The sequence below is a fragment of the Mesorhizobium sp. P2_A12 genome (genome assembly GCF_056405075.1).
Genome location: NZ_JBFUCU010000018.1, coordinates 20,513 through 44,142, shown reverse-complemented (window position 1 = coordinate 44,142; position 23,630 = coordinate 20,513). Strand labels below are relative to the sequence as shown.

Genomic DNA, 23,630 nt, shown 5'->3' with positions numbered 1-23,630 from the left:
ACGTGCCAATTCCGAAGCGTGCCGGTGGCAAGCCGGTGGAACCTGCGCATTTTCATCGAAAAGCGCCGTCGCAACACCGATCGATAGTTTGCCATCAACGGATACTCATCACATCAAATTTGATGTACATTCCGTCAGAGGGAGGTATTTTGGGGCAATGGGCGGGGCTATAGATGACGTACGCTTCACATCCTTTTTTGCGCGGGAATGAAAATCGTCCATCGTATGTCGGACTTAACGACGACGATGCGGCGCTTATCAAGACGTTGGGATTCACGCCGAAGCGCTATCTGGCGGAGACGGTCATCGTCAATCAGGGCGAGGACAGCGATCGCATGTTCATCGTCGAGTCGGGCTGGGGCTGTAGATCCCATGAACTCGCCGGCGGGCAGCGACAGATCCTGGATTTTGCACTGAGAGGCGATATCGTCCTGCCTCAATCGTACTCGGGCAGCGCTCTTGAAACGTTCGTGGCTCAAACCGAACTTACGGTGCTGGTGGCTTCGACCAAGACATTTACCCTTGCCGCCATGCAGTCGCCTCATCTCTTCTCCCTTGTTCTCGAAACCCTCGTGCACAATGGAGCGGTCATCGCTCAACATCTCACCAATGTAGGACGACGCAGCGCATTGGCGCGGACAGCGCATCTCTTCCTCGAACTGAAGGCGCGCCTGGAACGGACCGGCTCTGTTACCCAAAACAGCTTTGAATGCCCTCTCACCCAGTACGATCTCGCGGACGCTCTCGGCCTCACTCCGATTCATGTCAATCGAATGCTGCGGGAATTGCGCGAGCGCAAGTTTCTCGAATTCCGCCAAGGCCAGGTGCGCGTGCTCGATCAACCGGGCCTGACGAAGTTTGCTGGATTCGAGCACGAATATATCGAAAGCTAGGGCGTATCGGCATACGAGGCCTGGTCCCCTCCCGTCGAGAAATCATGTGTCAGGGATGGCCGGCACCAAACCACCATGCGTGCGTCGGCGGCATCCCATTGCGGGGTCCACCGTGTCCGGCCCTGCTTCCGCGATAACACCATAGGCGCCAGCGGTCCGTCTGTTAGATTCGTCGGGTGGCGGATCCATTCCGCCTGGCCGGCGCCTTGACCCCAACCAGGCCCCCCGCCCAACAGGCGTCGGCCATTTTCAGTTTTCGGTTCCTGGCGTGATCTCTTCGGTCCGCACGTTGTCTCCGAACTCCTTGGCGAGATCAAAGGCCTTCGCCTTGTCCCAGTGAGGGCTTCTCGAACACGCTCACGATGTCGGTCATCGCCGGACCGCTGCGTTCCCTCGTTCGGATGGCTTCACTTTACATTAGCGGAGGCGCATAAATTATGCAGCCGGCGGCATTGTTCCTCACAGGCATCCTGTCGGTTAGGCCCGGTGTCCTAGCTCATCCCAACAGAAGGGATGCCGGGCCGCTCCAATCAAGCCGCGGGAAGAAGGCATGCGACACGACGATGGCGTCTGTTGCGCCCTTCACGGTGGCCATCGGAACGCTTGAACAGTCCGCGAGGAACCGGAAGGCGATGCGCAATCAATGCGGCCGGTTGGATGGTTCTGTGATCATTGCTTGATGAACGGGCCCGTGTAGGTCTGGCCGGCAAGCGCAACGGTTCCGGCCAAGGTTCCTTCGGGCAGCATCACAAGACTGACGTCCGCGCCATTCGGGAGGCGTTTGAGCTTCAATGTATTCCCCGCAATTCTTCCAGCGCCGGCTGCCTCTCCCGGACTGTTGTCGCCCAGATTGCCCCAGGCAACGGTGGCCGTCACATCGCCTCTGGGAGAAATCGTCTGCACAGCGACTTTGGCTTGGGACGTCCCCTCCAACCGTCCAGCCCACATGCCGGAGAATGCGGCGTACTTTGCCGGAACGCCTTTCGCTGGCGGGGTGATCGTTGTCGATTGATCCATTGTCGCCGAACCAGGAGCAGCAGCGGCGGGATCCAAGGTGGATAGGGGAGCGATGGCGGCGGGGCTCAACGCAGGGTCGGGAGCGGGTGATTGCGATGCTTCAGGAGCCGATTGGCACGCGGCCAGGGCAAGTGCCGCGAAGCCCAGCATCGTGTTCCGCATCAAGTTTCTCCACTTCGTTTCCAAGCCATCGGTGGGCCGCGGCCCCGTCGAATTGCGTCATTCTACGCCACCGCCACGCGCATCGAAATAGCCGGGCGAACCTGTGGATAGTCGCGGGGAAAATGCATTCCTGAAGGACGCAGCCCCGTGACACGCGATCACGAAGCGGTGACGGCTGTAACGAAGGCGCAGTGGGCTGCGAAGATTGGACGTGAGCGCCGCGCAAAGCGCCTACGGCTCGTCTCGGCCGAAGTTTCGGCACAAACTAGATCCCCATCTGCCAACCGCCCAAGGAATCCACGACCATGATAAATCGGCGTACTTTTTCCACCGCACTTGTCGCCGGGGTGGCGACGGGCTTGTTGGCCGGCTCCCGAAAGACGCAAGCGCAGACGGGCCCCAAGGCCCGCAATGTCGTTCTGGTCCATGGTGCTTATGCGGATGGTTCGTGCTGGTCGGAAGTGGTTGGCATCCTGCAGCAGGCCGGCTTCAAGGCAACCGTCGTCCAGCACCCGCTGACCACGCTGGAGGCGGGCGTCGAGGCAACGCGGCGCGCGATCGCGCTCCAGGACGGACCGACGATACTTGTCGGACATTCCTTTGCCGGCATGATCGTCACCGAGGCAGGGATGGATCCGAAGGTTTCCTCGCTCGTCTATGTCGCGGCGCGCGCTCCGGATGCGGGCGAAGACTACACGGCGCTCGCCAAGACCTTTGCGACGCCGCCCGCCTCCGCCGGCCTTGTCTGGTCCGAGGGCTACGGCAAGCTCAGCGAGGAGGCTTTCCTGCGGGATTTCGCCGGCGATATTGCCCACGAGAAGGCGCGCATCCTCTATGCCGTCCAGGGGCCGATCTCGGACAAGCTCTTCACCGGAAAGACGACGCAAGCGGCCTGGCGCTCGAAGCCAAGCTGGTATGCGGTCTCGACCGAGGACCGCACGATCAATCCGGATCTCGAGCGCTTCATGGCAAAGCGCATGAACGCAAAGACCATTGAGGTGAAGGCAAGCCATTTGTCGCTGATCTCTCGCCCGCACGAGATCGCCCAGCTCATCTCGCAAGCCGCCGGCTAGCTCAGCTAGCGAAGTCGGCTGGGACGTCGCGCCATGAATTGAGGAAGCCTAGCAGGCCTTCGATCACCAGCGCTGGTGCACATGGGGCTTGATTTCCTGGTCGTAGATATCCCGGATCTTGCCGATGAGCTCATCCGACAGCGGCGCAAGGTCCGCCGCTTCGGAATTGGATATCGCCTGCGCCGGATTGCGGGCGCCCGGGATGACCACCGTGACCGCGTCGAACATCAGGATCCAGCGCAGGGCGAATTTGGCCATGGTCGTGTCGCCGGAAACTAGCGGCCGGATGCGCTCGACCGCCGCCAACCCAACCTCATAGGGCACGCCCGAGAAGGTCTCGCCGACATCGAAGGCCTCGCCGTGGCGATTGAATTTGCGGTGGTCGCTGTCTTCGAATTTGGTATCGGCCTTGAACTTGCCCGACAGCAAACCGCTGGCCAGCGGGACGCGGGCAATGATCGCCACATCGTTCTTTTTCGCCAGGTCGAAGAACAGTTCCGCCGGCCGCTGGCGGAAGGCGTTGAAGATGATCTGGACGCTGACGACGCCGGGATACTGCATCGCCTTCAGCGCCTCTTCGACGCGCTCGACGCTGACGCCATAGTTGCGGATCTTACCTTGCTCGACGAGACGGTCGAGCCGCTCGAACACTTCGGGATGATAGTAGAGGTCGGTCAGCGGGCAATGCAGTTGCACCAGATCGAGCGTGTCGGCTTCGAGATATCTCAGGCTGCGGTCGATCCAGTCGGTCAGGTTCTTCTGGCTGAACCCCTCGACCGTCTGCTCCGGCAGGCGCTTTCCGGCCTTGGTGGCGATGAACGGCCGCTCGCCGCCGCGCTCCTTCATCACCCTTGCAATGAGCTTTTCGGAACGGCCGTCGCCATAGACGTCGGCGGTGTCGATGAAGGTGACGCCGGCGTCGAGGGCGGCATGCAGGGCGGCCACCGCATCGTCGTCATTGACCTCGCCCCAAGCGGCGCCGATCGCCCATGAGCCAAAGCCGATCTCGCTGACGTCGCGGCCGGTACGGCCGAATTTCCGTGACTGCATGTCCTGTTCCTAACTGCGGCTTGGTGGTGATTCCTGATCTGCGGGCCGCCTTTTATCGCATGGCAACGCGATTGACATCCCCGTTCGTTAGATTTACCAGATAACAGGGTTGTATGACAACCCGGTAAGACTGCAATGATTTGGAGTCGGGAGGATCTCAAGTTGAAAACCGTTCTGAAAATGGGCGCGTCGGCGGCCTTGTGCCTTGGCGTGCTTGCTCATCCGGCATTGGCCGAGGACAACATCGTCAAGATCGGCGTCGTCGCGGCGGAGTCGGGCTCGTTCGTTTCCGCCGGCCATACCTTGCCGGCAGGCGTCGGACTTGCCGTGAAACAGATCAACGACGCCGGCGGCATCAATGTCGGCGGCAAGAACTACAAACTGGAAATGGTCAAGCGCGACGACCGCACGGATATCGCGACCGCAATCGCCGCCACCCAGGAACTGGTGCGCGACGTCAAGGTGCAGGCGATCTTCGGATCCGAAACGCATGACTTCACGCTGGCCATGGCCAAGATCACGCAGCCGGCCAAGATCATCCATTTCGCCGGCAATTCGACCCTGGCGAAAATCCTGACACCGGACTCGGTCAAGCCGGGCGGCGAGGATCATTATCTGTTCCAGTCCGAGCCGCAGGAGTTCCAGCGGTCCGGATCGACCGCGCGCGGCGTGCTGACGCTGCTCGAGCCGCTGCTTGGCTACAAGCCGAAGAAGTCGGTCATGATCGTCGGCAACGACGCGACCGGCCAGTTCCTGTCGTCCTACTACTACAAGGCGCTGAAGGCCGAGGGACAAGACGTCCCCGACATCATTTTCTATCCGCCTGACACGACCGACTTCTCGCCGTTCCTGACCCGCGCCAAGAGCCTCAATCCGGACATCATCCATTTCTGGTACAATGGCGATTCAACGCTGACGGCGCTGCCGCAGGCGCTCGAACTGGGAGCCGCCAAGAGCTATTTCCTGTTCGGCGTCGACCCCGGCATCTGGAAGGAAAAGCAGCTTTCGGCCGACGTGCCGGTGGCGATGAGTTGCGTTCCGGTGTGCTGGGGCGAGTCGTCCAACCCGAAGGCCAAGGCCTATTTCGACGCCTATTTCGCAGCCGGCGCGCCGCACGGCGTGACCTCGTCGGTGTCGCTGCTCTACCACGACTATGTCCACTTCCTCGCCGAAGCCTGGGAGAAGGCAGGCAGCTTCGATCCGGACAAGACGGTCGAGGCGCTGCTGACCCTCCACCATCAGGGCGTGGTCTCGGATGATTTGACCTTCAACCCAACCCACCAGGTCACCCATGCCACCGAGGTCTGCGCCGCGGCACCCGGCGGCGCCATCTCCTGCTCGATGCAACAGCCGCCGGCTGAAGCGCCGAAGAGCTGATCTGGCGAACCGAGCCTTGAGTTGGCGGCGTCACTCACGCCGCCAACTTCTCCTTCTCAGAATGCAGGCAAGGCTTGAAAGCCGGCCACCACGTGAAAAGCGCCATCACTTCGACAGAGAATGCGAGCCGTGGACATTTTCATACAGCAGATCCTCAACGGGCTTTCGATCGCCAGCGTCATCACGCTGATCGCCATTGGCGTCACCCTGATCTTCGGTCTGACCGGCATCATCAACTTCGCCCATGGCGAATTCCTGATGATCGGCGGCATCGTCACCTGGCTTGCTGTCAGCGCCGGCCTCGGCTTCCCGCTGGCCGTGGTGCTGGCGATCCTGGCGGTCGGGCTGATGGGCTACATCCTCGAGCGCGGCCTTTTCCGCTTCACGCTGGAGCGACCGACCAACGGCTTCATCGTCTCGCTCGGCCTTATCGTCGTCTTGCAGCATGTCGTCGTGCTGTTCTGGAACCCCAACCAGAAGAGCATTCCGCGCCCGCTGACAACGGTCTGGGAGGTCGGCGGCGTGCGCATCGCCTCGGTGCGGGTCATGGTCATCGCGATCACCATTGCCGTGGTGGCGCTCAGCTTCCGCATGATCACCGCCAGCCGCTACGGCCGCGCCTTGCGGGCGAGCGTCGAAGACCGCGATACGGCGGCCCTGATGGGCATTCCGGTGCGCCGCTACATCACCGGCGTGTTCGTGCTCGGCAGTGCGCYGGCCGGGCTCGGCGGGGCGCTGCTGATCGCGCTGTTTCCGATCACGCCGTTCACCGGCGGCACCATGGTGATGAAGGGCTTTGCCGTGGCGCTGATCGGCGGGCTCGGCAACATCTACGGCGCCGTCGCCGCCGGGCTCATCCTCGGCATCGTCGAGGGCTTCAGCGCCGGCTACGGCTTCTCGCAATGGACCGATGCCTATTCCTTCGCCCTGATGATCCTGGTGCTGATCGTCCGCCCGCACGGCCTGTTCGGCGGCACCAGCGGACCCAGGATGGCGTCATGAGGGAAGGCCTCCACCAGGATCGCGCGGGTCCCGCCTTCAAGGCGTTGCGATCGCTGCTGCCGGTGCTGGTCATCCTGGCGTTGATCGTGCTGGTGCCGCTGTTCTCACCGAGCAACCGCTTCCTGTCGCTGGCGATCTCGGCCGGCATCAACGTGATCGCGCTCTACGGCCTTTCGGTGCTGTTCGGCCAGACCGGCATCCTGTCCATGGGGCACGCGGCGCTGGTGGGCGTCGGCGCCTATGCGGCGGCGATCCTGGCGCGGGACTTTGGCGTGGGGTTCTGGGCAGCGCTGCCGGCGGCGGCCCTGGCGAGCGCTGCGTTCGCTATGATCGTCGGCATTCCGTCGCTACGCGTCGGCGGCCACCACTTCGTCATCATGACCTTTGCCTTCGGCCAATTGCTCGCCATCGTCCTCACCAATGGCGGCGACTATACCGGTGCGGCGACCGGGCTCGACTTGGCCGGCCCCGTCACCCTGTTCGGCGCCGATATGAGCGACCTGACGCGCTACTACCTGATGGTGGTGGCTTTCGTGGCGGCCGCGGCGGTGGCGAGTTGGGCGATCATCAACTCGTCCTATGGCCGCACCCTGCGCGCCATCAGGGAGAACGAGAAGCTTGCCGCCTCGCTCGGCATCAATGTCGGCCGGCACAAGATCGGCGCCTTCGTCGTCAGCGGCGTCTTTGCCGGCATCTCCGGCGTGCTGCTCGCCTATTTCCTCGGCCACATCTCGCCGTCGCAGTTCTCCTCCTTCCCCAGTATCTACCTGGCGCTGATGGTCATGATCGGCGGCGCCCGCCTGATCGAGGGACCGCTCGCCGGCGGCATCCTGGTCGCCTTCCTTCCGGAAGTGCTCAATCTCGACCCGGTCCAGTCGCGCATCGTCTATGGTGTCTGCCTGATCGCGGTGATCATGCTTTTGCCCGACGGCCTGATCGGCGGCATCGTGCGCGCCCTTCGTGCAGGGTTTTCGGGCAAGCCGAAACCGGAGACGCAACAGCGCAACGCGGCCACCTCGGAGGCGCGGCGATGAGCCCGATCCTGGCGATCAACGGCCTGAGCAAGCAGTTCGGCGGCGTCACCGCACTGGCCGGCGTCGACCTCGCCATCGAAGAGGGAGAAATCCTCGGCGTCGTCGGTCCGAACGGCTCGGGCAAGACGACGCTGTTCAACGTCGTCACCGGCGTGCACAGGCCGAGCGGCGGCACCGTGCTGTTTCGCGGTCAGGACATCACCGGTCTCAAGCCGCATGCCATATCGCGGGCCGGTATCGGCTACACCTTCCAGCAGGCGATGGCCTTTGCCGGCCTTGGCGTGCTGGAGAATGTGCGGATCGCCGGCGAGCATGTGGGGACTGGCAGCATCGCCAACCCGTGGCCGACGCCGCAGGCGCTGCTCGACTTCGTCGGGCTGAGCGCGGTTGCCAATGAGAAGGCCGGCGTGCTGCCGTTCGGCAGCCTGCGCCTGCTCGGCCTCGCGCTGGCGCTCGCCACGCGGCCGTCGCTGCTCCTGCTCGACGAACCCGCCGCAGGCCTCAACGACCGCGAGACCACGGCCCTGGTCGGACTCGTCCGCCAGCTTCCCGGCCACGGCATATCCGTCTGCGTCATCGACCACGACATGAAGCTGATGCAGATGCTGTGCCGGCGCCTTGCCGTGCTCGATTTCGGCTCCAAGATATCAGACGGACCGACCGAAGCGGTGCTTGCCGATCCCAAGGTGCTGGAAGTCTATCTGGGAGGCGATCTGTGAACCTGCTCGCCGTTTCCGATGTCGTCACCGGCTACGGGCCGACCATCGTCAACCGCGGCGTCTCGTTGACGCTCGGGGCGGGCGAGATCGTCACCATCCTCGGCCCCAACGGCGCCGGCAAGTCGACGCTGCTCAAGGCGATCGCCGGGCTGATCCGGCCGCGCGCGGGCACCATTTCCTTCGACGGTACCGAGGTGACTGGACTTGCCGCCGATGTCATGGCCAGGCGCGGCGTCGTGCTTGTGCCGGAGGGGCGGAAGATCTTCGTCGAGATGAGCGTCGAGGAGAATTTGCGTCTCGGCGCCTATGCACGCCGCGACGTTGCGGCCGTGGAGGCCGATTTCGCAACGATGCTGGCCTTCTTCCCGATCCTTGCCACCAAGCGGCGCGACAAGGGCGGCTCGCTGAGCGGCGGCCAGCAGCAGATGCTGGCCATCGCGCGCGGGCTGATGACGCGGCCGCGCGTGCTGTTGCTCGACGAGCCGTCGCTCGGCCTGTCGCCGCTGCTGGTCAAGGAGATCAAGGCGATCATCCTCGGCATCGGCGAGCGCTTCGGCGCTTCGGTGCTGCTGGTCGAGCAGAATGCCGGCCTGGCGCTCTCCGTCGCATCGCGCGGCTATCTCATGCAGAACGGCCGCATCGTCGTCTCGGGACCGATCGCCGAATTGCACGACATGTCGCTGATGCGGGAACTCTATCTCGGCGGCGTGGCGGGAGCCACGGCATGAGCAAGCGCTCAGTCGTGGCTTGCCCTGTCGCGCAACTCCTCGAAGCGGGCATAGCTCTTGGTCAGATGGCTGCGCATGGCGCGCCGCGCCGCGTTGGCATCCCTGGCCTCAATCGCGGCGAGGATGGCGCGGTGCTCGCGCTGCATGCGGGCCAGGTATTTCTCCCGCTCCGGCAGGGTCATCCGGTCGAGCCGTATCCATTGGCGCGGGATCATGGCGCTGCCGAAGGTGTCGAACAGCCGGGTAAAATTGGCGTTCTGCGTCGCCGCGAGGATGGCGCGATGAAAGCCGAAATCCTCTTCCGAGCCCGACCCGCCGGCGCGCACCGCCGCCTCCAGCGCATCCAGCCGCGACCCCATCTGCTCGAGTGCCGCGTCGCTTCGCCGCTCGGCGGCAAGCCCTGTCGCTTCGACCTCGATGCCCATGCGCAGTTCGAGCACGCGCAGCACCTCGTCGATCGATTCAAGGTCGTCCGGCAGGATGGAAAAGGTCCGCGGCAGCGGGTCCTTGGCGACGAAGGCGCCGAGGCCCTGGCGCGTGGTGATCAGACCACGGGCGCGCAGTGCGGCGAGCGCCTCGCGCACGACGGTGCGGCTGACGCCGGTGGCGGCGACGATCTCCTGCTCGGTCGGCAGCCGCTGACCCGGCGCCAGGTCGCCGGACTCGATCTGCGCGATAAGCGTGTTGACGAGCCCGGTCCGCAGATTGGGCGCTTGCGGTATGGCATCGAAAAGCATGGGCTCCGCCATCGGGGGATACGGCCTCCGGTCCGATTCTTCGGCAAAGGCCGATTCTTCTTCGAAGGATTGCATCGACAGGTGCCCGCCGCAAGGTGACGAAATGCGGCCCGCCGACGTGGGCCATTTGGAGGATTGCATGAAAGAACGCATCGGCTTCATTGGTCTGGGCAGCATGGGCGCCGGCATGGCCGACAACCTGCTGCGCAAGGGCTGGCCGCTGGCGGTGTACGTGCATCGCAGCCGCACCGCCGCTGACCGGCTCATCGCAGCCGGCGCCACCGAGGCGGCAAGCCCGCGCGCGCTCGCCGCCGCCTGCGATGTCATCATCCTGTGCGTCACCGGCTCGCGCGAGGTGGAAATGCTGGTCAAGGGGCCGGATGGACTGGCCGCGGCAGGCAAGCCGCTGCTGGTCATCGACTGCTCGACCTCCAATCCGTCCTCGACGACGGCGCTTGCGGCCGACCTCGCGGCACTTGGCATGACGCTGATCGATGCGCCGCTGGCGCGCACGCCCAAGGAAGCGGCCGAGGGCAAGCTCGACGTCATGGTCGGCGGCCCGGCCGACGCCGTCGCCCGCGCGCGGCCGGTGCTCGAGGCGTTTGCCGCGCGCGTCGTCCATACCGGGCCGACCGGCAGCGGCCACACGATGAAGCTGCTCAACAATTTCGTCTCGATGGGCTATTCGGCGATCTACTCGGAGGCGCTGACGCTCGGCGCCAAGGCCGGGCTGACGCCGCAGGTCTTCAACAGCGTGATCTCCGGCAGCCGCATGGATTGCGGCTTCTACCAGGCGTTCTTCGATTTCGTGCTGACCCGCAACGAGAACGCCCAGCGTTTCGCCATCGTCAATGCGCTCAAGGACATGACCTACCTCGCCTCTTTCGCCCAGGCCGCCAATGTCGCCAATCCGATCGGTGCGGCGGTGCGCAACGGCTTTGCCACCGCGGTCGCGACCGGCCATGGCGAGAAGTTCGTGCCGGCGCTGTCGGATATCGTCGCCGGCCTGAATGGCGTCTCGCTGGTGGAGCCGCCGGCGACTTGAGGGGACCGGACAGGTGGCTTCACGCAGTCGTCATGAAGGCGATGCAAAGTTAGCAATACCGAAGGGGATCCTCTCACTTTCGGTGTTCCCAACTGACCTCCCGAGCCCGGTTTCAAGCCGGGCTTTCTTTTAACTCTCGGGGACCAGCTTCGACCGGATTTCCTTGACGGCGCTTGCAATGGCGTCCGCAGTCGTGAGGTCGAGGGCCAGGTCTAAAATGCCCTCCGTTGTCTGAATCGAAAGGATGCCTAGAAGGCCCTTCTCATCCTCGACAGTACTGACGTGAAGCTCGGTCGGCACGAAAGGCAGAGCCTTTGTAGTGCGGCGCATCGATCACCTATCTCCCCCAAGCGGGCGATAATCGCCCACCCAGGTTACGATTTCAAGCCGGCCATAGGCTACCCAGCGCTAGCGAGCCTAGCCGGCCATGGCAGAAAAGAATGGCCGGTGCAGGGGTGCTTGGGTGAAGCGAGCTGCACCGGCCATTGCGGGATAGGATTTGGGATCGTCCCCCGCACTGCCAACGCTACAGGCATATTAGTCATAGCTCAACTAAGACTGAAGTCCCTTGGTCACTGGGCGTCCCGAACCATTGCAAGCCGCTGTCCAGCAGAACTATTTCAGCGGCAGGAACAGCTCCGCGACCGTCTCATGCTCCGGCACCTCCGGAAAGAAGCTCAGCCGCTGGCAATAGATCGGGAAATCCCTTGCTTCCTCGCCGCTGGCCGGCAGCCAGTCGCGATAGAGGTAGAGCGCGGCGGGCTCCAGATTGTGGGTATTGCCGACGACGCGCAGCACCGCGCAGCGCCCGCCGGGGATCTCGCCGGCCTTGATCTGCCCGCCGTTCGCCTCGATCGGTTGGCCGGTCCCGACACAAAGGTCCACGCTGTAGTCGGCAGGCGACGCAGGACGCCGCTCGGAACGCCAGACATTGAAGGTCGGACTTGTCTTCGGCGACAGGCCGGCGGCCTTGCGCCAGGCGATGAACCGCTGGATGGTGGCGCCGAGCATCGCCGGGTCGCCCCGATGCTCCATGATTGCCACCGGCGTCGGGGCCACATCGCGTATTGTCACGTCGTCGATGGCAAAAGTCTTCTGCATGAGCTTGCTCCTGGCGTTGTCGAGAGGCCCGAAGGCCGCAAGCCACGGCTCCCATTCGGGAGACTTCCGGAACGACGAAGGCGATTGCCCGAACCGTTGCCGAAAGGCGCGGGCGAAGGCATCGGGTGCGTCGTAACCGGCATCCATCGCGATGTCCGTGACGCTTTGGGCGTCCGTGTAGGCCAGCCGGTACGAAGCGCGCTTCATGCGGGCGAGTTGGACATAGCGATGCACGGACAATCCGAAGGTGGACATGAACTGCCGGTGGAAATGGTATTTCGAGAACGCCGCGACGCCGCTCAACGCTTCCAGGCCCAGATCGACGTCCAGATGCCGGTCTATGTGGTCCAGCACCCGCTGCATTCGGGCATGGTAGTTTTCAAGCGACGCCTTCACCGTCTCTTCCTCCGTGGCGACACCAGCTAGGCCCTTCGGCATATGGCGCGCTCGACCGATCTTGCGATTTGGCATGGATCAACAGGCGCCTGCCAGCAACAGCATACAGGCAAGCCCGCTCTGGGGTTGAGCGGCGGAATATGGGCCTTGGCTATGGCTTTCTTAAATCCGAACTCTATTCGCTACGGCTGGCCTGCCTCTTAGGTCTGACCCTGGCAAGCGATTGTCGCCTACGAGACGGTCTTCGGACGATAGTTTGGGCGGTATGAAACGACCGGTAGCGCCGATCTCGCCTAGCCAATCCTCGTAGCCAGTGTTCATTTTGGACATCAGTTCATCGGGATGATGTATCCCAGACTGGAATAGGCCCTTGAGGCGCCGGCCGAAGTGTTCCCATGCCGGATGGCCTTCGGGAATTCCTGCCTCTGTGCAATAGTTGTTGAGAACCTTTGTCAGCATTGCAAGTTGCTCAGAATCGAGATGATCGTCGAATGACATCGCTTTATCCCTCGTGGGGCGAAAGCGTGATCGACTCTTCCAAGCGCCAGGCGCCCGTTCAAATTGGCCAGCGACGTTCCTTCAGTACGCTTTAGTCGGGGATTAGCGAGTCAAATCGGGCGTGGAACGGAGCTTGGGATATATCTTTAAGCCAACGGAACGTTTGTACTCGCCCGGTGTTGTCACCTTGATCCCCGCATAGGGATCATAACGGGCCTTGCCCCTCTTGGCCCGAGTTTGAGTCCGCTGTCTCTCGGAAGTGCCCATCTGCGAAACGTTTGCGCTTTTGGAGCCGTCGACAGCGGACCCGACGCATTTGAGTGATCGCCAGCATCCTCTAAATGCAAATACCCACAAAGGGCGAGGAGAAGCGCTAACAGCAGGTAGACGCCCATGCCGGAGACTAGGCAAAGGCGCCATGCCGATCATGTCGCGCTGCCAGACGCCCACCAGGTACGCTGACGGCAATGCGCCAGCGTTTCGTCTCATTCCCGCATGCCGGCCTTGCGCAAATTCTCGCGAAGGTGTTCCAGATCGCCGAAACTTTTGTAAGGCGTCATTTGGTGGCCACCGCACAAGCCACGGCGTTGACGACGCTTGGAAACTCGGCGAGGACGCCATCGCCGGTCGTCTTGAAGATGCGGCCTTGGTGCTCGACCATCTTGGGGTCGATAAGGTGGGCCCGTATCGTCTTCAGTTCGCCAAGTGTGCCGGCCTCGTCGCTGCCCATCAGGCGCGTATAACCCTCCACGTCAGCGGCCAGGATTGCGGCAAGACGGCGTTGGACGCGTCCCTCGGCCATTCGCGAGATTGTCCTTCAAGCGCAGCAGAGCCGGGATTGTACGGGCGACGGCCGGCCGAGTCCACGAGCCGGAACATCGCCCTGGCCATTTGCGGTCCCTCCCCTAGCGGCTTGCCCTGCGCGGGGCCGAGAGCGCGTCGAGCCGCTCTTGAAGGTGCCCGTTGAGTACGATCATTTCCTTGAGCGCCTTCATCGCGTCGCCCTTGTGGACTGCAATGAAATCCTCGGCATGGGCCTGGAGGGCGGCCTCCTTCCGGCTGTTGAGTGTGACAATGCGATCCATGGCAATTCCTCCAAACGCTGCATGGCCGCAGTGAACAAAAAGGGAACGAAAATGTCAAGAGCGAATTGACTTGGCGAGGAATAGGTTCCTATTTTTGGCCATGCCGGAACAGAGCAGACGACCGCGCCGCCTTGTGCAGACCCTGTGCCGAGCGCATGAGGTCGGGCAGCTGATCCGCGTCCGCTGCATCAACTGCAACATCACCCGCCACTACCTGCCGGGGGACCTCGCCAAGCTCGTCGGGGACATTCCGTTTTGGGACGTGGCCCGGCACATGCGTTGCGAGCGGTGCAAACGCCGCGAGCTCGACGTGGATATCCTGCTGCCGAGTGCGTTGGAGGGCATGACGATACGCGTGAGGCGGCTTGTCGAAATCCGCATGGTGCGCCGGGTGATATGGAAGGATGAGGGCTAAGAAAAAACGCTTTTTCTAGCCGAACACCATAATCATAAAACCGAAAATGATCACGGCAATGCCGGATATAGCCCACCATCGAGCTTTTGGATTTGAGAGATCTACCCCTGTTCGACCACCTTCCCTAGACACTCTTAGGACGCTGTCATTGTGTCGCTGGTAGTTGGTTCGCATGTCAATCATGCCGGCGATGGCGAAAAGGAAACATCCAAGAATGATAAAGCCGACGCCAAACCAAATAATTACGTGCATTTTTCAGTCCCTAGAACAGTGAGCCCTGAGCGGGCGCAGGCGATGCCGGCTGCTCGGGAAACTTGATCTGCGTGGCCGGCTTCTCGACAATCACCAGGGCATCGTCCGGGGCCGTGCGCTGCAGCCGCTTCGCTTCCGGCCAGGGCGCTGTCAGCCACGTCTCGGTTTCCTCCTGCGTCCTCAGGATCACCGGCATGGCCTTCTCGTGGATCGGCTTGATGAGGGCGTTGGGCGCGGTCGTCATGAAACCGTAAAGCTCGAAGTCGCCGGGGCCGTCCTTGACCTTGCGCACCCCATGCCATGGCGTCCACAGGCCCGCGAAGAAGAACAGCGGGCGGTCCTCGTTGAGCGCGAACCAATAGTTTCGCTGGATGCCCGTATCGGGGTCCTTGTCGCCGGGCGTCGGGCTCGGCTCCGCAAAGCTCGTCACGGGCACCACGCAGCGGTTCTCGACACCGACATATTGCTGCCAATGGCCATACTGTGGATTGCGTATGTTGGTGGTGCCGTAGTCGGCCTTGCCCTTCATCCGCTCGGCGGGTGTCGGCATGCCCCACAGAAGGTTGGCAAGCTCGCGCTCTCCGTCCAGTGCATTGCGCACTACCGGGCCGGGCTGGTTGGGATAGATGTCGATGGACGGCTCGAGGTTGCCCAGGATGTCCCGCAACGTCCTGGTCCATTGGCGGACGGCTTCTTGCGACGTGGTGATGTTGTAGAGGTTGCACATGGCCACACTCTGCCGTGAGAGCGATCCTGCGACTAGTCGAAATCGGCGCGGCGGTGCGCAATGGCTTTGCCACCGCGGCAGCAACCGGCCATTGCGAGACGTTCGTGCCGGCGTTGCCCGATGTCATCGCTGGCCTGAACGGGGTTTCGTTGGTGGGGCCGGCATAGATGTGACGGCGAGCGATAGACCGTATGGCAAGGCAGCGTCTCTATTTCAAATTTGATCCCGTATCATTCGCTGTCAACCGGCAGTCGCACGATCGAGCATTTCGGCGCTGATTTGATAGCCGGCCACGCATCAATTGTGGGAGATCATTGAGGCTGAGCGTCTTGTGCATTTTGCCGACGTAGACGTAGACGGTCTAATTCTTGCGCCACGCGAGGCGAGGAACATAGCTGTGGATATCGCGTCGCACGCCACAAAGGTTCGTCAGAGGCAAGATATCCTAGAAAGAACCCAATCTGCTGGGCCAAGTCTTCCACATCTCGCGCAATGGTCTCCAGATCGCCGATTTCGTATACAAAGCATTTGTCCCTAACTTGGTTCTTTCCAGTAGCTGCGTGATTAGCCAAATGACTTATGTAGTCTGATGTGCTTATCCACACGAGGCCGTCCGTTATCTGCGCAGAGAAGCCAAAAACTCCATGAGCCAAGGCGTTCCTTTCCTTTTCGACAGCGCTTTTGTATTGGAGAAGTGCCAAAAACAGATCGAGATCATTCTGGTCGAGGACCTTCTCAGCTACAGCGCTGAGAGCTTCGCGTTCAGATCTAGCGTTTCGAATGGAGAGGAATAAGGCGACTGCGGGTTCGGTATTGGCTTTCAGCATGATGGAAAGTAGCCGCGCCGACTGAACCTCCACAAAGGTCCAATAAGTGATACACCTAGCAATAACCTTTGCCGCTTCTGGGCGCTGCTCTATGGCGCCAACGCCGAGCGTGATCTTGGCGTCGCGATACTTTCTCAAGAGTGGTTGACGGGAGGAACTGGAGGGATCAGGGCGGAGGTCCCGATATGTTGGAATGTCTTCTGCGGCTTTAAAAAGTTGTAGGGCCTCTTTTCCGTACTGCGTATCATGGCCGCATGGAAAACACGGTATGCTGAGTTTGCCCTCCCCGGTGAGCGGAATCAAAAACTTACCATTTGACGGATCATCCAGCGCTAAAATCGGCTCACCGCAACCTGCGCATATGACGCCAATGTACCAGAGCCCCTTCTTAACTGACTGAGGGATGATGCGGAAAATGGCATCGTCAGGGAGGTGTGTAGTGAACATGCAAGACCCTCAAGAAAAAGACGAAACCCGTTTCAACGATGCGCTTGAGCGGATGCTCAAAACGCCGCCAGAAGGCCACGATAGCGACTAGGCTCAAGAGAATCAGACAGAAAGGGAAGGGAAAAGCTCGCTTGCGGCAACTATCACGTACAACGAGCGTCACGGCAACAAAGACTCGACACAATAGACACACCTGGCGCCCAATATCTTCCCTGGAAGATGTAGCGTTTCGATCCTATTTCCGTTGAAAGCGAACCCGAGAAGTGGGAGGATCTGGCCGAATTCGATCAGAATTTTTTTCGATCCAGCGTTCGGGCTTTCCTACACAATAAGAAATGCCCTCTGGCGGCTTTGTGAGATCGCTCGCAGTGCCAACAACCACAACGTAAGCTGGGAAGTCGGCGAACGCAAATAGATGCACCCTAACTGCTATGTAGGGAATCGACCCCGACTGTATCTGAACTAGGTCCAGTTCGTGAATATCGCTAACTCGATCTGATCGTCTCCCAATAATGTCTCCCCCGATATACTGTCGAACGCGCTTGCCTTTATCCATATAAACACATGTGTTTGTTAACGGGTTGAACTGACCCTTTAGGGTTGCGTGCGCAAAGCCATAAGCGATCTTGTTGAGAAAACGAAAGAACTCATCGAATTTGAAGGTTTTGGCAACGTCTACAGTACCAGGTCCCAACCTATGCAGGCGCTCTAAATAGTCTTCTGATGGACTCCACAGAGCCAAATCAACTTTGAGTCCGTTCAAAGCAGGTTTGTTTTCGATAATCGGAGGGGCGTGATTTAGCATCACCAGCCAATTGGCCGCTGGAAGATCCTCTTCGGTCACGGCAACGACTTCGGTATCATCACCGCGCTTCACCGGTACGTTGAAAAGAGGCGGCCATTTGCGCTTATTCCCTCGTCGCATGCCAAAAATGGCACGAGTATCACCATATGCAGCCGAGACTACTCGACCCTCGAAAGCGTGTGTCTCTTTCTCGCATTTGTGGCAGCTGGCGCCTGGATAGATTAATCGACCTCCAATGGAGTCGGGTATGATATGCTCTTTTCGCAGGCCTTCGGTGCCTCCATTCGAGCCGCAGTAGATGCATTTTTCGGCTCGGTCGTACTCTACCTTTAGTGTGTGAATTCGCGTCAGGTTGGTCAAGACAGTTGGCACCGTAAAGGAACCAAACACAGACATGCAGTCAGAGCAACAAACCGCCAAGCGTCGTGATTATGCTCTTCGCAATGCATTGAAAACCCTCCGTCCAAGACGAGACGAAGGGGAAGCCAAAGGACAAAAAGAGTCAATCAGGCGCGGAAAGTGCATCGAACTCTTGTAGTCGCGAGACCGGAGCACCAGGTACGTGTTGCGTTAGCTCATCTGGACAGAGCATCGGACTCGCATCCGAAGGCAAAGGGTTCGAGTCCCTTACGCCCCACCAAAAAAGGGATCGTCTCGCGCACCCTTTTTCTTTGCGATCCGCCATCGCCGGAAAGCCTCACCAATTGCTTAGGCGTGATCGGCTTGGTCAGTTTGTGGATAGGTAGGACGCTTTCTGGACGGTTTGGAAAGCGATTTCTTCTATCTATCGGAAGTGCAGGAGATTGTTGCCGAGGAAGGGATCTTGCTGTTTCGCTCGACCACCCATCAGATTGCAAACTGAGCCAGTGCCTATCCCGCCGCCTGCTTGCGGATAGCCTTCCTCAGTCTCGAGTGCCGCACCGGAGCTGCTGGCTCCGCCTCCGCCTCACCATCGTGCAACCCAACCCGCAGGGCCGCGCCCGCCAGATGGTCGCGCATGGCCGTCTGCGCGGCCTCGGCGTCGCCGGCGCGGATGGCGGCCAGGATGCGCTCGTGCTCGCCGAGCGTGATGCGGGCCATGTCGTCCGATTTCTGCTGGTTGCCGGCGGCGAGAATGCTTTCGCGAACCCGCTCGGACACGAAGACCAGGAACTGGCCCATATAGGCGTTGCGCGTCGCCTCGGCGACGGTGCGGTGGAACTCGAGGTCGCTGCGCAGCCAGGCGACGCTGCCATAGGGGGCCGCGCGCATACCGGCCAGCGCATCGCCCATCGCGGTGAGATCGGCTTCGGTGCGCCGCCTTGCGGCAAGGGCCGCCGCCTGCACCTCGAGGATGCCGCGCAGCTCAAACAGGTTGCGGAAGGAGTCGGCGCGCTGCAGCGCCTCGTAGTCGATGGTCAGCACCGTCGGGTTGGTGCTCTCCACCACGAAGGCGCCGCGCCCCTGCTGCGACCAGATGCGGCCTTCCGAGCGCAGCCGGGCGATCGCCTCGCGCACGACGTTGCGGCTGACGCCGAAGGTGGTGGCCAGCGCCTGTTCGGTCGGCAACTGGTCGCCGGGCTTCAGGCGCCCCTGCGCGATCTCGCGCGAGATCGAACTCGCAACCAGGGTTGAGAGGTGCGGACCGCGATTGACCTTGTCGAGCTTCAGCGTCATCGCTCACCTATAGACCATGATTGGCCTTGCTTGCCAGAATGCGGCCATTGCTCAGGATATGGCGCGGATCGAAGGCTTGCTTGATGCCGGCCGCCAGATCAAGCGTCACCGGATCGATCCGGTCGAGGAAAGCCTTCTGCTTGACCCGGCCGATGCCGTGCTCGGCGCTGATCGAGCCGCCATAGCGGTCGACGACGGCAAAGATCTCGGCCTCCGCCTCCTCGAACAGTTGCTCCACCGCTTGCGGGTCCATGCCTTCCGGCGGCACGACGTTCAAATGGATGTTGCCGTCGCCGACATGGCCGTAGGTGACGGCGAGCGCGTCGGGCCGGGCGCGCTGCAATTCGAAGAGCGCGTCGGTGACGAAATCGGCGAGTTTGGAGATCGGCACCGAGACGTCGGTGCGCAGATAGCGGCCCCCCCTGCCCTGCCGCTCGACCATGATCTCGCGATAGAGCCACAGCCGCTCGGCCTGCGCCCGGGTCGATGCGACGATGCCGTCCTCGACGATATCGGCGACGCCGCCGAGAAAACCCATGAGCATGGCGGACAGGTCGATCAGCCCACCGGAGGAAACCTCGATCAGCACATAGGCCGGATAGGCTTTTGCCAGCGGATCGGCAAAATCCGCACCCTCGCGCATGGTGATCTCGATGCCCTGGCGCAGGATCAGTTCGAAGGCGGTGAGGAGATCGCTGCAGTCACGCCGGGCCCGCGCATAGAGCGCCATGGCGTCCTCGACCGAACGCAAGCCCACCAGCGCCGTCTCGATCTGCGTCGGCTTGGGAAAGAGCTTTAGCGCGGCGGCAGTGACGATCCCGAGCGTGCCTTCCGAGCCGATGAAGATCTGCTTGAGGTCATAGCCGCGATTGTCCTTGCGCAGCACCTTCAGCCCGTTCCAGACCCGGCCATCGGCCAGCACCACTTCGAGGCCAAGCACCAGGTCGCGTGTCATGCCGTAGCGCAGCACGTTGAAGCCGCCGGCATTGGTGGCGACGTTGCCGCCGATGCGGCAGCTTCCCTGCGCCCCGAAGGTGATCGGCAGCAGGCAGTCGCTCTCCCCGGCGGCACGCTTGGCGTCCTCGAGGATGCAGCCGGCCTCGACCACCATGGCGAAGTCGATCGGGCTGATCGAGCGGATGCGGTTCATGCGCTCCAGCGAGATGACGATCTCGCCGCCATCGGCGGCGACCGCGGCGCCGACGAGGCCGGTCAGGCCGCCTTGCGGCACGACAGGGATGCGCTCCGCATGGCAATGCCGCATCAGCGCCGACATCTCCTCCACCGAGGCCGGACGCGCGACCGCCAGCGGGCGGCCGAAATGATCGCCCGACCAATCGCGGCTGTAGCGCGCCAGGTCTTCGTCGCTGGTCAGCAGCCCGCCATCCGGCAGCACGCCGGCAAGGGCCGATAGCAGCGATGCGGAAGTAGGCGGCACGACATTCATGACCTGGTTCCGGACCCTCTGGGAAAACGACTGGACAACCACCTTGCTTGTCGTGTTATCATACAACCCTGATTTAGAACATCAAGCAAGGCCATGTTCCCGCCAGCTGCTTGATGTGGACGGTCAGACCAGCCAATCACCAAATTCGGAGGACTTTCCCAATGAGCGACGCCCCGGGCTTTCGCTATATGCACACCATGATCAGGGTGCTCGATCTCGACAAGTCGATCGCCTTCTACACCGAGGTTCTCGGCATGACCTTGCTGCGCCGGGAGGACTATCCCGGGGGCAAGTTCACCAACGCCTTTGTCGGCTATGGGCCGGAGGACAAGGAAGCCGTCGTCGAACTGACGCTGAACTGGGGCCGCGAGGAGCCCTATGAGATCGGCACCGGCTTCGGCCACCTGGCGCTCGGCGTCAACGACATCTACGCCGTCTGCGCCGAACTGGAAAAGCGTGGCGCCAAGATTCCGCGCAAGCCTGGGCCGATGCAGCACGGCACCACCCATATCGCCTTCGTCGAGGACCCGGACGGCTACAAGATCGAGCTGATCGGTCTCGACACGATGCAATGACCTGAGCCGGCGGGGCCGCATCGCGCTTTTGATGCGACCCCGTCCGGTCCGCGCTTGCTTGGGAGGCGGTGCGGATGGATCTGTCACTTGATGACCGCGATCTTGCTGCGGTCGATGGTGATGGCGACGGCGGCGATGAGCACCGCGCCGAACACCATGTTTTCCAGGAAGATGTTGACGCCGACGAAGGTCATGCCGATGCGCACGATCGAGATGATCAGCGCGCCGACCGCCGTGCGGGCGACGCCGCCTAGCCCGCCGGTGATGGCGGTGCCGCCGACGATGACGGCGGCAATGGCCGGCAGCAGCAGCTGGTTGGCGAGGACCGGCGAGCCGCTCGACAGCCTGGCTGCCAGCACGACGCCGGCGATTGCGGCGAGCATGCCGGAGGCCGCGAAGGCGATGATCTTGGTGCGGTCGACATTGATGCCCGCCGCCCAGGCTGCCGGCTCGCCGGCGCCGACTGCAATCGCCTGGCGGCCAAAGCGCGTGTAGCGCAGCGCGAGAAAACTGGCGATGCCGATGACCGCCGAAATCAGCACCACCACCGGCAGGCCAGCGACCGTGGCGTTGATCCAGGCGGTGTTTTCACGGCCGCCTTCCTCGATGGTGATGGCGCGGCCGTCGGACACCCACAGTGCGATGCCGGTGACCACGCCGCCGGTGGCGAGCGTCGCCACGAAAGACGGGACGCGCAGCTTGACATGGACGATGCCGCTCAGCGTGCCGAAGGCGAGCCCGGACAGGATCGTCACCGGAAAGGCGGCAAGGCCGAGCGAAGGCAGCAGCTGCGCCAGGATGACGCTGGCCAGCGAGGCGACCGCCTGGATCGACAGGTCGATGCCGCCGAGCAGGATGGCGAAGGTGACGCCGGTCGCCAGGATGAACAGCACGGCGGTGTTGGCGAACAAAAGCGCCACGGTCTCGCCGGTGAGAAAGCCGGGCGCGGCGATCTCGATGATCAAAAGCAGGGCGACAAGCAGGACCAGCGGAATGGCGCCTTGCGTCCACTTGCCTTCGAAGATGCGCCTGATGGAAACTTCATTCATCGGCTTGCCTCACACCATCGCCCGTAGCAACTCGACCTGGTTCGGCTTGTTGCCAGGGCTGGCGTCGAAACGCGCGGTGATCTCACCGTCGCGCATCACCAGCACCTGGTGCGACAGGCCGATGGTTTCCTCCAGCGTGTCGGAAATCAAAAGGATCGCCACGCCTTGCGCGGAGAGATCGCGGACCAGTTCGTAGACCTCCTCCTTGGCGCCGACATCGAGGCCGCGCGTCGGATGGTCGAGCACGAGGATGCGCGAGCCCGCCGTCATCCAGCGTGCCAGCACCACCTTCTGCTGGTTGCCGCCGCTGAGCTTGCGGCAGGCGGCGTCGGGGCCCGGCGCCTTGATGCGCAGCCGCTTGATCCAGTCGGCGGCGAGCCGGCGCTCCTTGCCATAGTCGATGGCACCATGGCGCATGACGCTCGACAGGTCGGCCAGTGAAATGTTCTCCGCGATCGACAGGAACATCACCAGCCCTTCGAGCCTGCGCTCGCGCGGCACATAGCCGATACCCCTGCGCACCGCGGGTTCCGGCGAGCCGAAACGCACCGCGTCACCGGCGATTTTCATTTCGCCGGCATCGTGCTGGAGGAAGCCGCCGATGGTGCGCGTCACCTCTTCGCGACCGGAACCGACGACGCCGGCGATGCCGACGATCTCGCCGGCCCTGATCTTGAGGTCGACACCATGATAGGCGCCGCCCGCCCCCAGCCCTTTTGCCTCGACCATGATCGTATCGCGCGGCGGCTGCTGGCGGGCCTCGCGGTAATATTCCGCCTGCAGCCCACGCCCGACCATGATCTCGTGCAGCTCCGGCGCGGTGACATCGGCCGCGCGATGCTCGGCGACGACCGCGCCATCCTTCATGGTGTAGACGCGGTCTGATATCGCCAGCACCTCGTCGAGACGGTGCGAGACGAAGACGAAGCTGGCGCGGGATTTGAGCGAACGCACGCGCGCGAACAGCACCTCGATGTCGGCGGCGTTGAGCACCGAGGTCGGCTCGTCGAGCAGGATGAGCAGCTGTCGCTCGACCACTTCCTCCAGCGTCAGAGCCTTGGCCAACTCCACCATCTGGCGTGCTGCAAAGGTGAGCTCGGAAGTGCGTGCCGTGACGTCGATGTCGATGCCGATCTTGGCCAACTGGCGGCGCGCCGCCGCGTTCATGGCACGCCAGTTGACGATGCCGAAGCGGGTGAAGCGGTCTTCCTCGCCGAGATAGATGTTTTCGGCGACCGTCAAATTGAGCACCAGCGACTGTTCCTGGAACACCATGCCGATGCCATGCCGTGCCGCGTCGCGCGGACTGCGCATGCGCAGCTGCTCGCCGTCGAGGGTGAGGCTGCCGCCGTCCGGCCGATAGCTGCCGGCCAGCACCCGCATCAGCGTCGACTTGCCGGCGCCGTTCTCGCCGATCAGCCCGACCACCTCGTTCGGCCGGACGTCGATCGAGACGTCGCGCAAGGCCTGGACGCCGGGGAAGTTCTTGATGATGCCGGATGCGCGCAGCATG

24 protein-coding genes, 1 tRNA gene and 1 pseudogene are annotated in these 23,630 nt (G+C 62.3%); 12 read left to right on the top strand and 14 right to left on the bottom strand.

Annotation, left to right across the window (positions count from 1 at the left end; translation table 11 throughout):
• The first annotated feature begins 173 nt into the window (after positions 1–173).
• Complete coding sequence (locus tag AC1DZU_RS28450) at positions 174–893, top strand: Crp/Fnr family transcriptional regulator (protein ID WP_477289915.1); 720 nt, start codon at positions 174–176, stop codon at positions 891–893.
• A gap of 669 nt (positions 894–1,562) precedes the next feature.
• On the opposite strand, the gene AC1DZU_RS28445 is transcribed toward AC1DZU_RS28450, so the two are convergent.
• Positions 1,563–2,072, bottom strand: a complete 510-nt coding sequence (locus AC1DZU_RS28445) for a hypothetical protein (protein WP_477289914.1) — start codon at positions 2,070–2,072, stop codon at positions 1,563–1,565.
• A 305-nt stretch (positions 2,073–2,377) separates the two neighbouring features.
• On the opposite strand from AC1DZU_RS28445, the gene AC1DZU_RS28440 reads away from it, so the two are divergent.
• Positions 2,378–3,145 (top strand): alpha/beta fold hydrolase, encoded by a 768-nt coding sequence (locus AC1DZU_RS28440; RefSeq protein WP_477289913.1) that lies wholly within the window; start codon positions 2,378–2,380, stop codon positions 3,143–3,145.
• A gap of 63 nt (positions 3,146–3,208) precedes the next feature.
• Here the strand turns inward: AC1DZU_RS28440 and AC1DZU_RS28435 are convergent, their stop codons facing one another.
• Complete coding sequence (locus AC1DZU_RS28435) at positions 3,209–4,195, bottom strand: aldo/keto reductase (protein ID WP_477289912.1); 987 nt, start codon at positions 4,193–4,195, stop codon at positions 3,209–3,211.
• Between the two features lie 162 nt (positions 4,196–4,357).
• Here AC1DZU_RS28435 and AC1DZU_RS28430 point away from each other — a divergent pair, with 162 nt between their 5' ends.
• The 5 genes from AC1DZU_RS28430 to AC1DZU_RS28410 all read left to right on the top strand — a co-directional run bounded on the left by AC1DZU_RS28430 (position 4,358) and on the right by AC1DZU_RS28410 (position 9,055).
• Positions 4,358–5,572: an ABC transporter substrate-binding protein gene (locus AC1DZU_RS28430; RefSeq protein WP_477289911.1), complete on the top strand. Its 1,215-nt coding sequence runs from the start codon at positions 4,358–4,360 to the stop codon at positions 5,570–5,572.
• Positions 5,573–5,692: 120 nt separating this feature from the next.
• Entirely contained in the window at positions 5,693–6,574 is an 882-nt protein-coding gene (locus tag AC1DZU_RS28425; protein WP_477289910.1) for a branched-chain amino acid ABC transporter permease, read from the top strand.
• Positions 6,571–7,608 (top strand): branched-chain amino acid ABC transporter permease, encoded by a 1,038-nt coding sequence (locus AC1DZU_RS28420; protein ID WP_477289909.1) that lies wholly within the window; start codon positions 6,571–6,573, stop codon positions 7,606–7,608. Before AC1DZU_RS28425 ends, AC1DZU_RS28420 begins: the two co-directional genes overlap by 4 nt.
• Positions 7,605–8,327, top strand: a complete 723-nt coding sequence (locus AC1DZU_RS28415) for an ABC transporter ATP-binding protein (RefSeq protein WP_477289908.1) — start codon at positions 7,605–7,607, stop codon at positions 8,325–8,327. The genes AC1DZU_RS28420 and AC1DZU_RS28415 overlap by 4 nt, the downstream gene beginning before the upstream one ends.
• Positions 8,324–9,055 (top strand): ABC transporter ATP-binding protein, encoded by a 732-nt coding sequence (locus AC1DZU_RS28410; protein ID WP_477289907.1) that lies wholly within the window; start codon positions 8,324–8,326, stop codon positions 9,053–9,055. Before AC1DZU_RS28415 ends, AC1DZU_RS28410 begins: the two co-directional genes overlap by 4 nt.
• Positions 9,056–9,063: 8 nt before the next feature.
• Here AC1DZU_RS28410 and AC1DZU_RS28405 read toward each other — a convergent pair whose 3' ends face one another.
• A complete protein-coding gene (locus AC1DZU_RS28405; protein ID WP_184871733.1) occupies positions 9,064–9,804 on the bottom strand; it encodes a FadR/GntR family transcriptional regulator in 741 nt (246 codons plus the stop codon).
• 127 nt (positions 9,805–9,931) lie between these two features.
• Here AC1DZU_RS28405 and AC1DZU_RS28400 point away from each other — a divergent pair, with 127 nt between their 5' ends.
• A complete protein-coding gene (locus tag AC1DZU_RS28400) occupies positions 9,932–10,837 on the top strand; it encodes an NAD(P)-dependent oxidoreductase (protein ID WP_477289906.1) in 906 nt (301 codons plus the stop codon).
• Positions 10,838–11,452: 615 nt separating this feature from the next.
• Here AC1DZU_RS28400 and AC1DZU_RS28395 read toward each other — a convergent pair.
• The 3 genes and pseudogenes from AC1DZU_RS28395 to AC1DZU_RS28385 all read right to left on the bottom strand — a co-directional run bounded on the left by AC1DZU_RS28395 (position 11,453) and on the right by AC1DZU_RS28385 (position 13,917).
• The gene (locus AC1DZU_RS28395; RefSeq protein ID WP_477289956.1) at positions 11,453–12,334 is read right to left on the bottom strand and encodes an AraC family transcriptional regulator; all 882 of its coding nucleotides are present in this window, start codon (positions 12,332–12,334) and stop codon (positions 11,453–11,455) included.
• Positions 12,335–13,397: 1,063 nt separating this feature from the next.
• A pseudogene (locus tag AC1DZU_RS28390) lies at positions 13,398–13,634 on the bottom strand (adenylate/guanylate cyclase domain-containing protein); the annotation flags it as partial.
• A 103-nt stretch (positions 13,635–13,737) separates the two neighbouring features.
• Positions 13,738–13,917, bottom strand: a complete 180-nt coding sequence (locus AC1DZU_RS28385) for a hypothetical protein (RefSeq protein WP_477289905.1) — start codon at positions 13,915–13,917, stop codon at positions 13,738–13,740.
• A 100-nt stretch (positions 13,918–14,017) separates the two neighbouring features.
• On the opposite strand from AC1DZU_RS28385, the gene AC1DZU_RS28380 reads away from it, so the two are divergent.
• Positions 14,018–14,332: a hypothetical protein gene (locus AC1DZU_RS28380; RefSeq protein WP_477289955.1), complete on the top strand. Its 315-nt coding sequence runs from the start codon at positions 14,018–14,020 to the stop codon at positions 14,330–14,332.
• Positions 14,333–14,347: 15 nt separating this feature from the next.
• Here the strand turns inward: AC1DZU_RS28380 and AC1DZU_RS28375 are convergent, their stop codons facing one another.
• Complete coding sequence (locus tag AC1DZU_RS28375; protein ID WP_477289904.1) at positions 14,348–14,584, bottom strand: hypothetical protein; 237 nt, start codon at positions 14,582–14,584, stop codon at positions 14,348–14,350.
• Between the two features lie 10 nt (positions 14,585–14,594).
• Complete coding sequence (locus AC1DZU_RS28370) at positions 14,595–15,311, bottom strand: SOS response-associated peptidase (RefSeq protein ID WP_477289903.1); 717 nt, start codon at positions 15,309–15,311, stop codon at positions 14,595–14,597.
• 14 nt (positions 15,312–15,325) lie between these two features.
• Here AC1DZU_RS28370 and AC1DZU_RS28365 point away from each other — a divergent pair, with 14 nt between their 5' ends.
• Entirely contained in the window at positions 15,326–15,478 is a 153-nt protein-coding gene (locus tag AC1DZU_RS28365) for a hypothetical protein (RefSeq protein WP_477289902.1), read from the top strand.
• A gap of 144 nt (positions 15,479–15,622) precedes the next feature.
• Here AC1DZU_RS28365 and AC1DZU_RS28360 read toward each other — a convergent pair whose 3' ends face one another.
• Both AC1DZU_RS28360 and AC1DZU_RS28355 read right to left on the bottom strand, forming a co-directional pair.
• Complete coding sequence (locus tag AC1DZU_RS28360; RefSeq protein ID WP_477289901.1) at positions 15,623–16,585, bottom strand: hypothetical protein; 963 nt, start codon at positions 16,583–16,585, stop codon at positions 15,623–15,625.
• Positions 16,586–16,820: 235 nt separating this feature from the next.
• Positions 16,821–17,750 carry an HNH endonuclease gene (locus tag AC1DZU_RS28355; RefSeq protein ID WP_477289900.1) on the bottom strand — a complete coding sequence of 310 codons (930 nt, stop codon included), beginning with the start codon at positions 17,748–17,750 and terminating at the stop codon, positions 16,821–16,823.
• Between the two features lie 204 nt (positions 17,751–17,954).
• Here AC1DZU_RS28355 and AC1DZU_RS28350 point away from each other — a divergent pair.
• Positions 17,955–18,030: transfer RNA gene (locus AC1DZU_RS28350), tRNA-OTHER, on the top strand.
• A gap of 230 nt (positions 18,031–18,260) precedes the next feature.
• On the opposite strand, the gene AC1DZU_RS28345 is transcribed toward AC1DZU_RS28350, so the two are convergent.
• A complete protein-coding gene (locus AC1DZU_RS28345; protein WP_477289899.1) occupies positions 18,261–19,046 on the bottom strand; it encodes a FadR/GntR family transcriptional regulator in 786 nt (261 codons plus the stop codon).
• Positions 19,047–19,053: 7 nt separating this feature from the next.
• Positions 19,054–20,493, bottom strand: a complete 1,440-nt coding sequence (locus AC1DZU_RS28340) for an FAD-binding oxidoreductase (protein WP_477289898.1) — start codon at positions 20,491–20,493, stop codon at positions 19,054–19,056.
• A gap of 161 nt (positions 20,494–20,654) precedes the next feature.
• On the opposite strand from AC1DZU_RS28340, the gene gloA reads away from it, so the two are divergent.
• Entirely contained in the window at positions 20,655–21,068 is a 414-nt protein-coding gene (gloA, locus tag AC1DZU_RS28335) for a lactoylglutathione lyase (RefSeq protein ID WP_095080570.1), read from the top strand.
• An 83-nt stretch (positions 21,069–21,151) separates the two neighbouring features.
• Here gloA and AC1DZU_RS28330 read toward each other — a convergent pair whose 3' ends face one another.
• Both AC1DZU_RS28330 and AC1DZU_RS28325 read right to left on the bottom strand, forming a co-directional pair.
• Entirely contained in the window at positions 21,152–22,117 is a 966-nt protein-coding gene (locus AC1DZU_RS28330; RefSeq protein WP_477289897.1) for an ABC transporter permease, read from the bottom strand.
• Between the two features lie 9 nt (positions 22,118–22,126).
• A complete protein-coding gene (locus tag AC1DZU_RS28325; RefSeq protein ID WP_477289954.1) occupies positions 22,127–23,629 on the bottom strand; it encodes a sugar ABC transporter ATP-binding protein in 1,503 nt (500 codons plus the stop codon).
• Position 23,630: the final 1 nt, after the last annotated feature.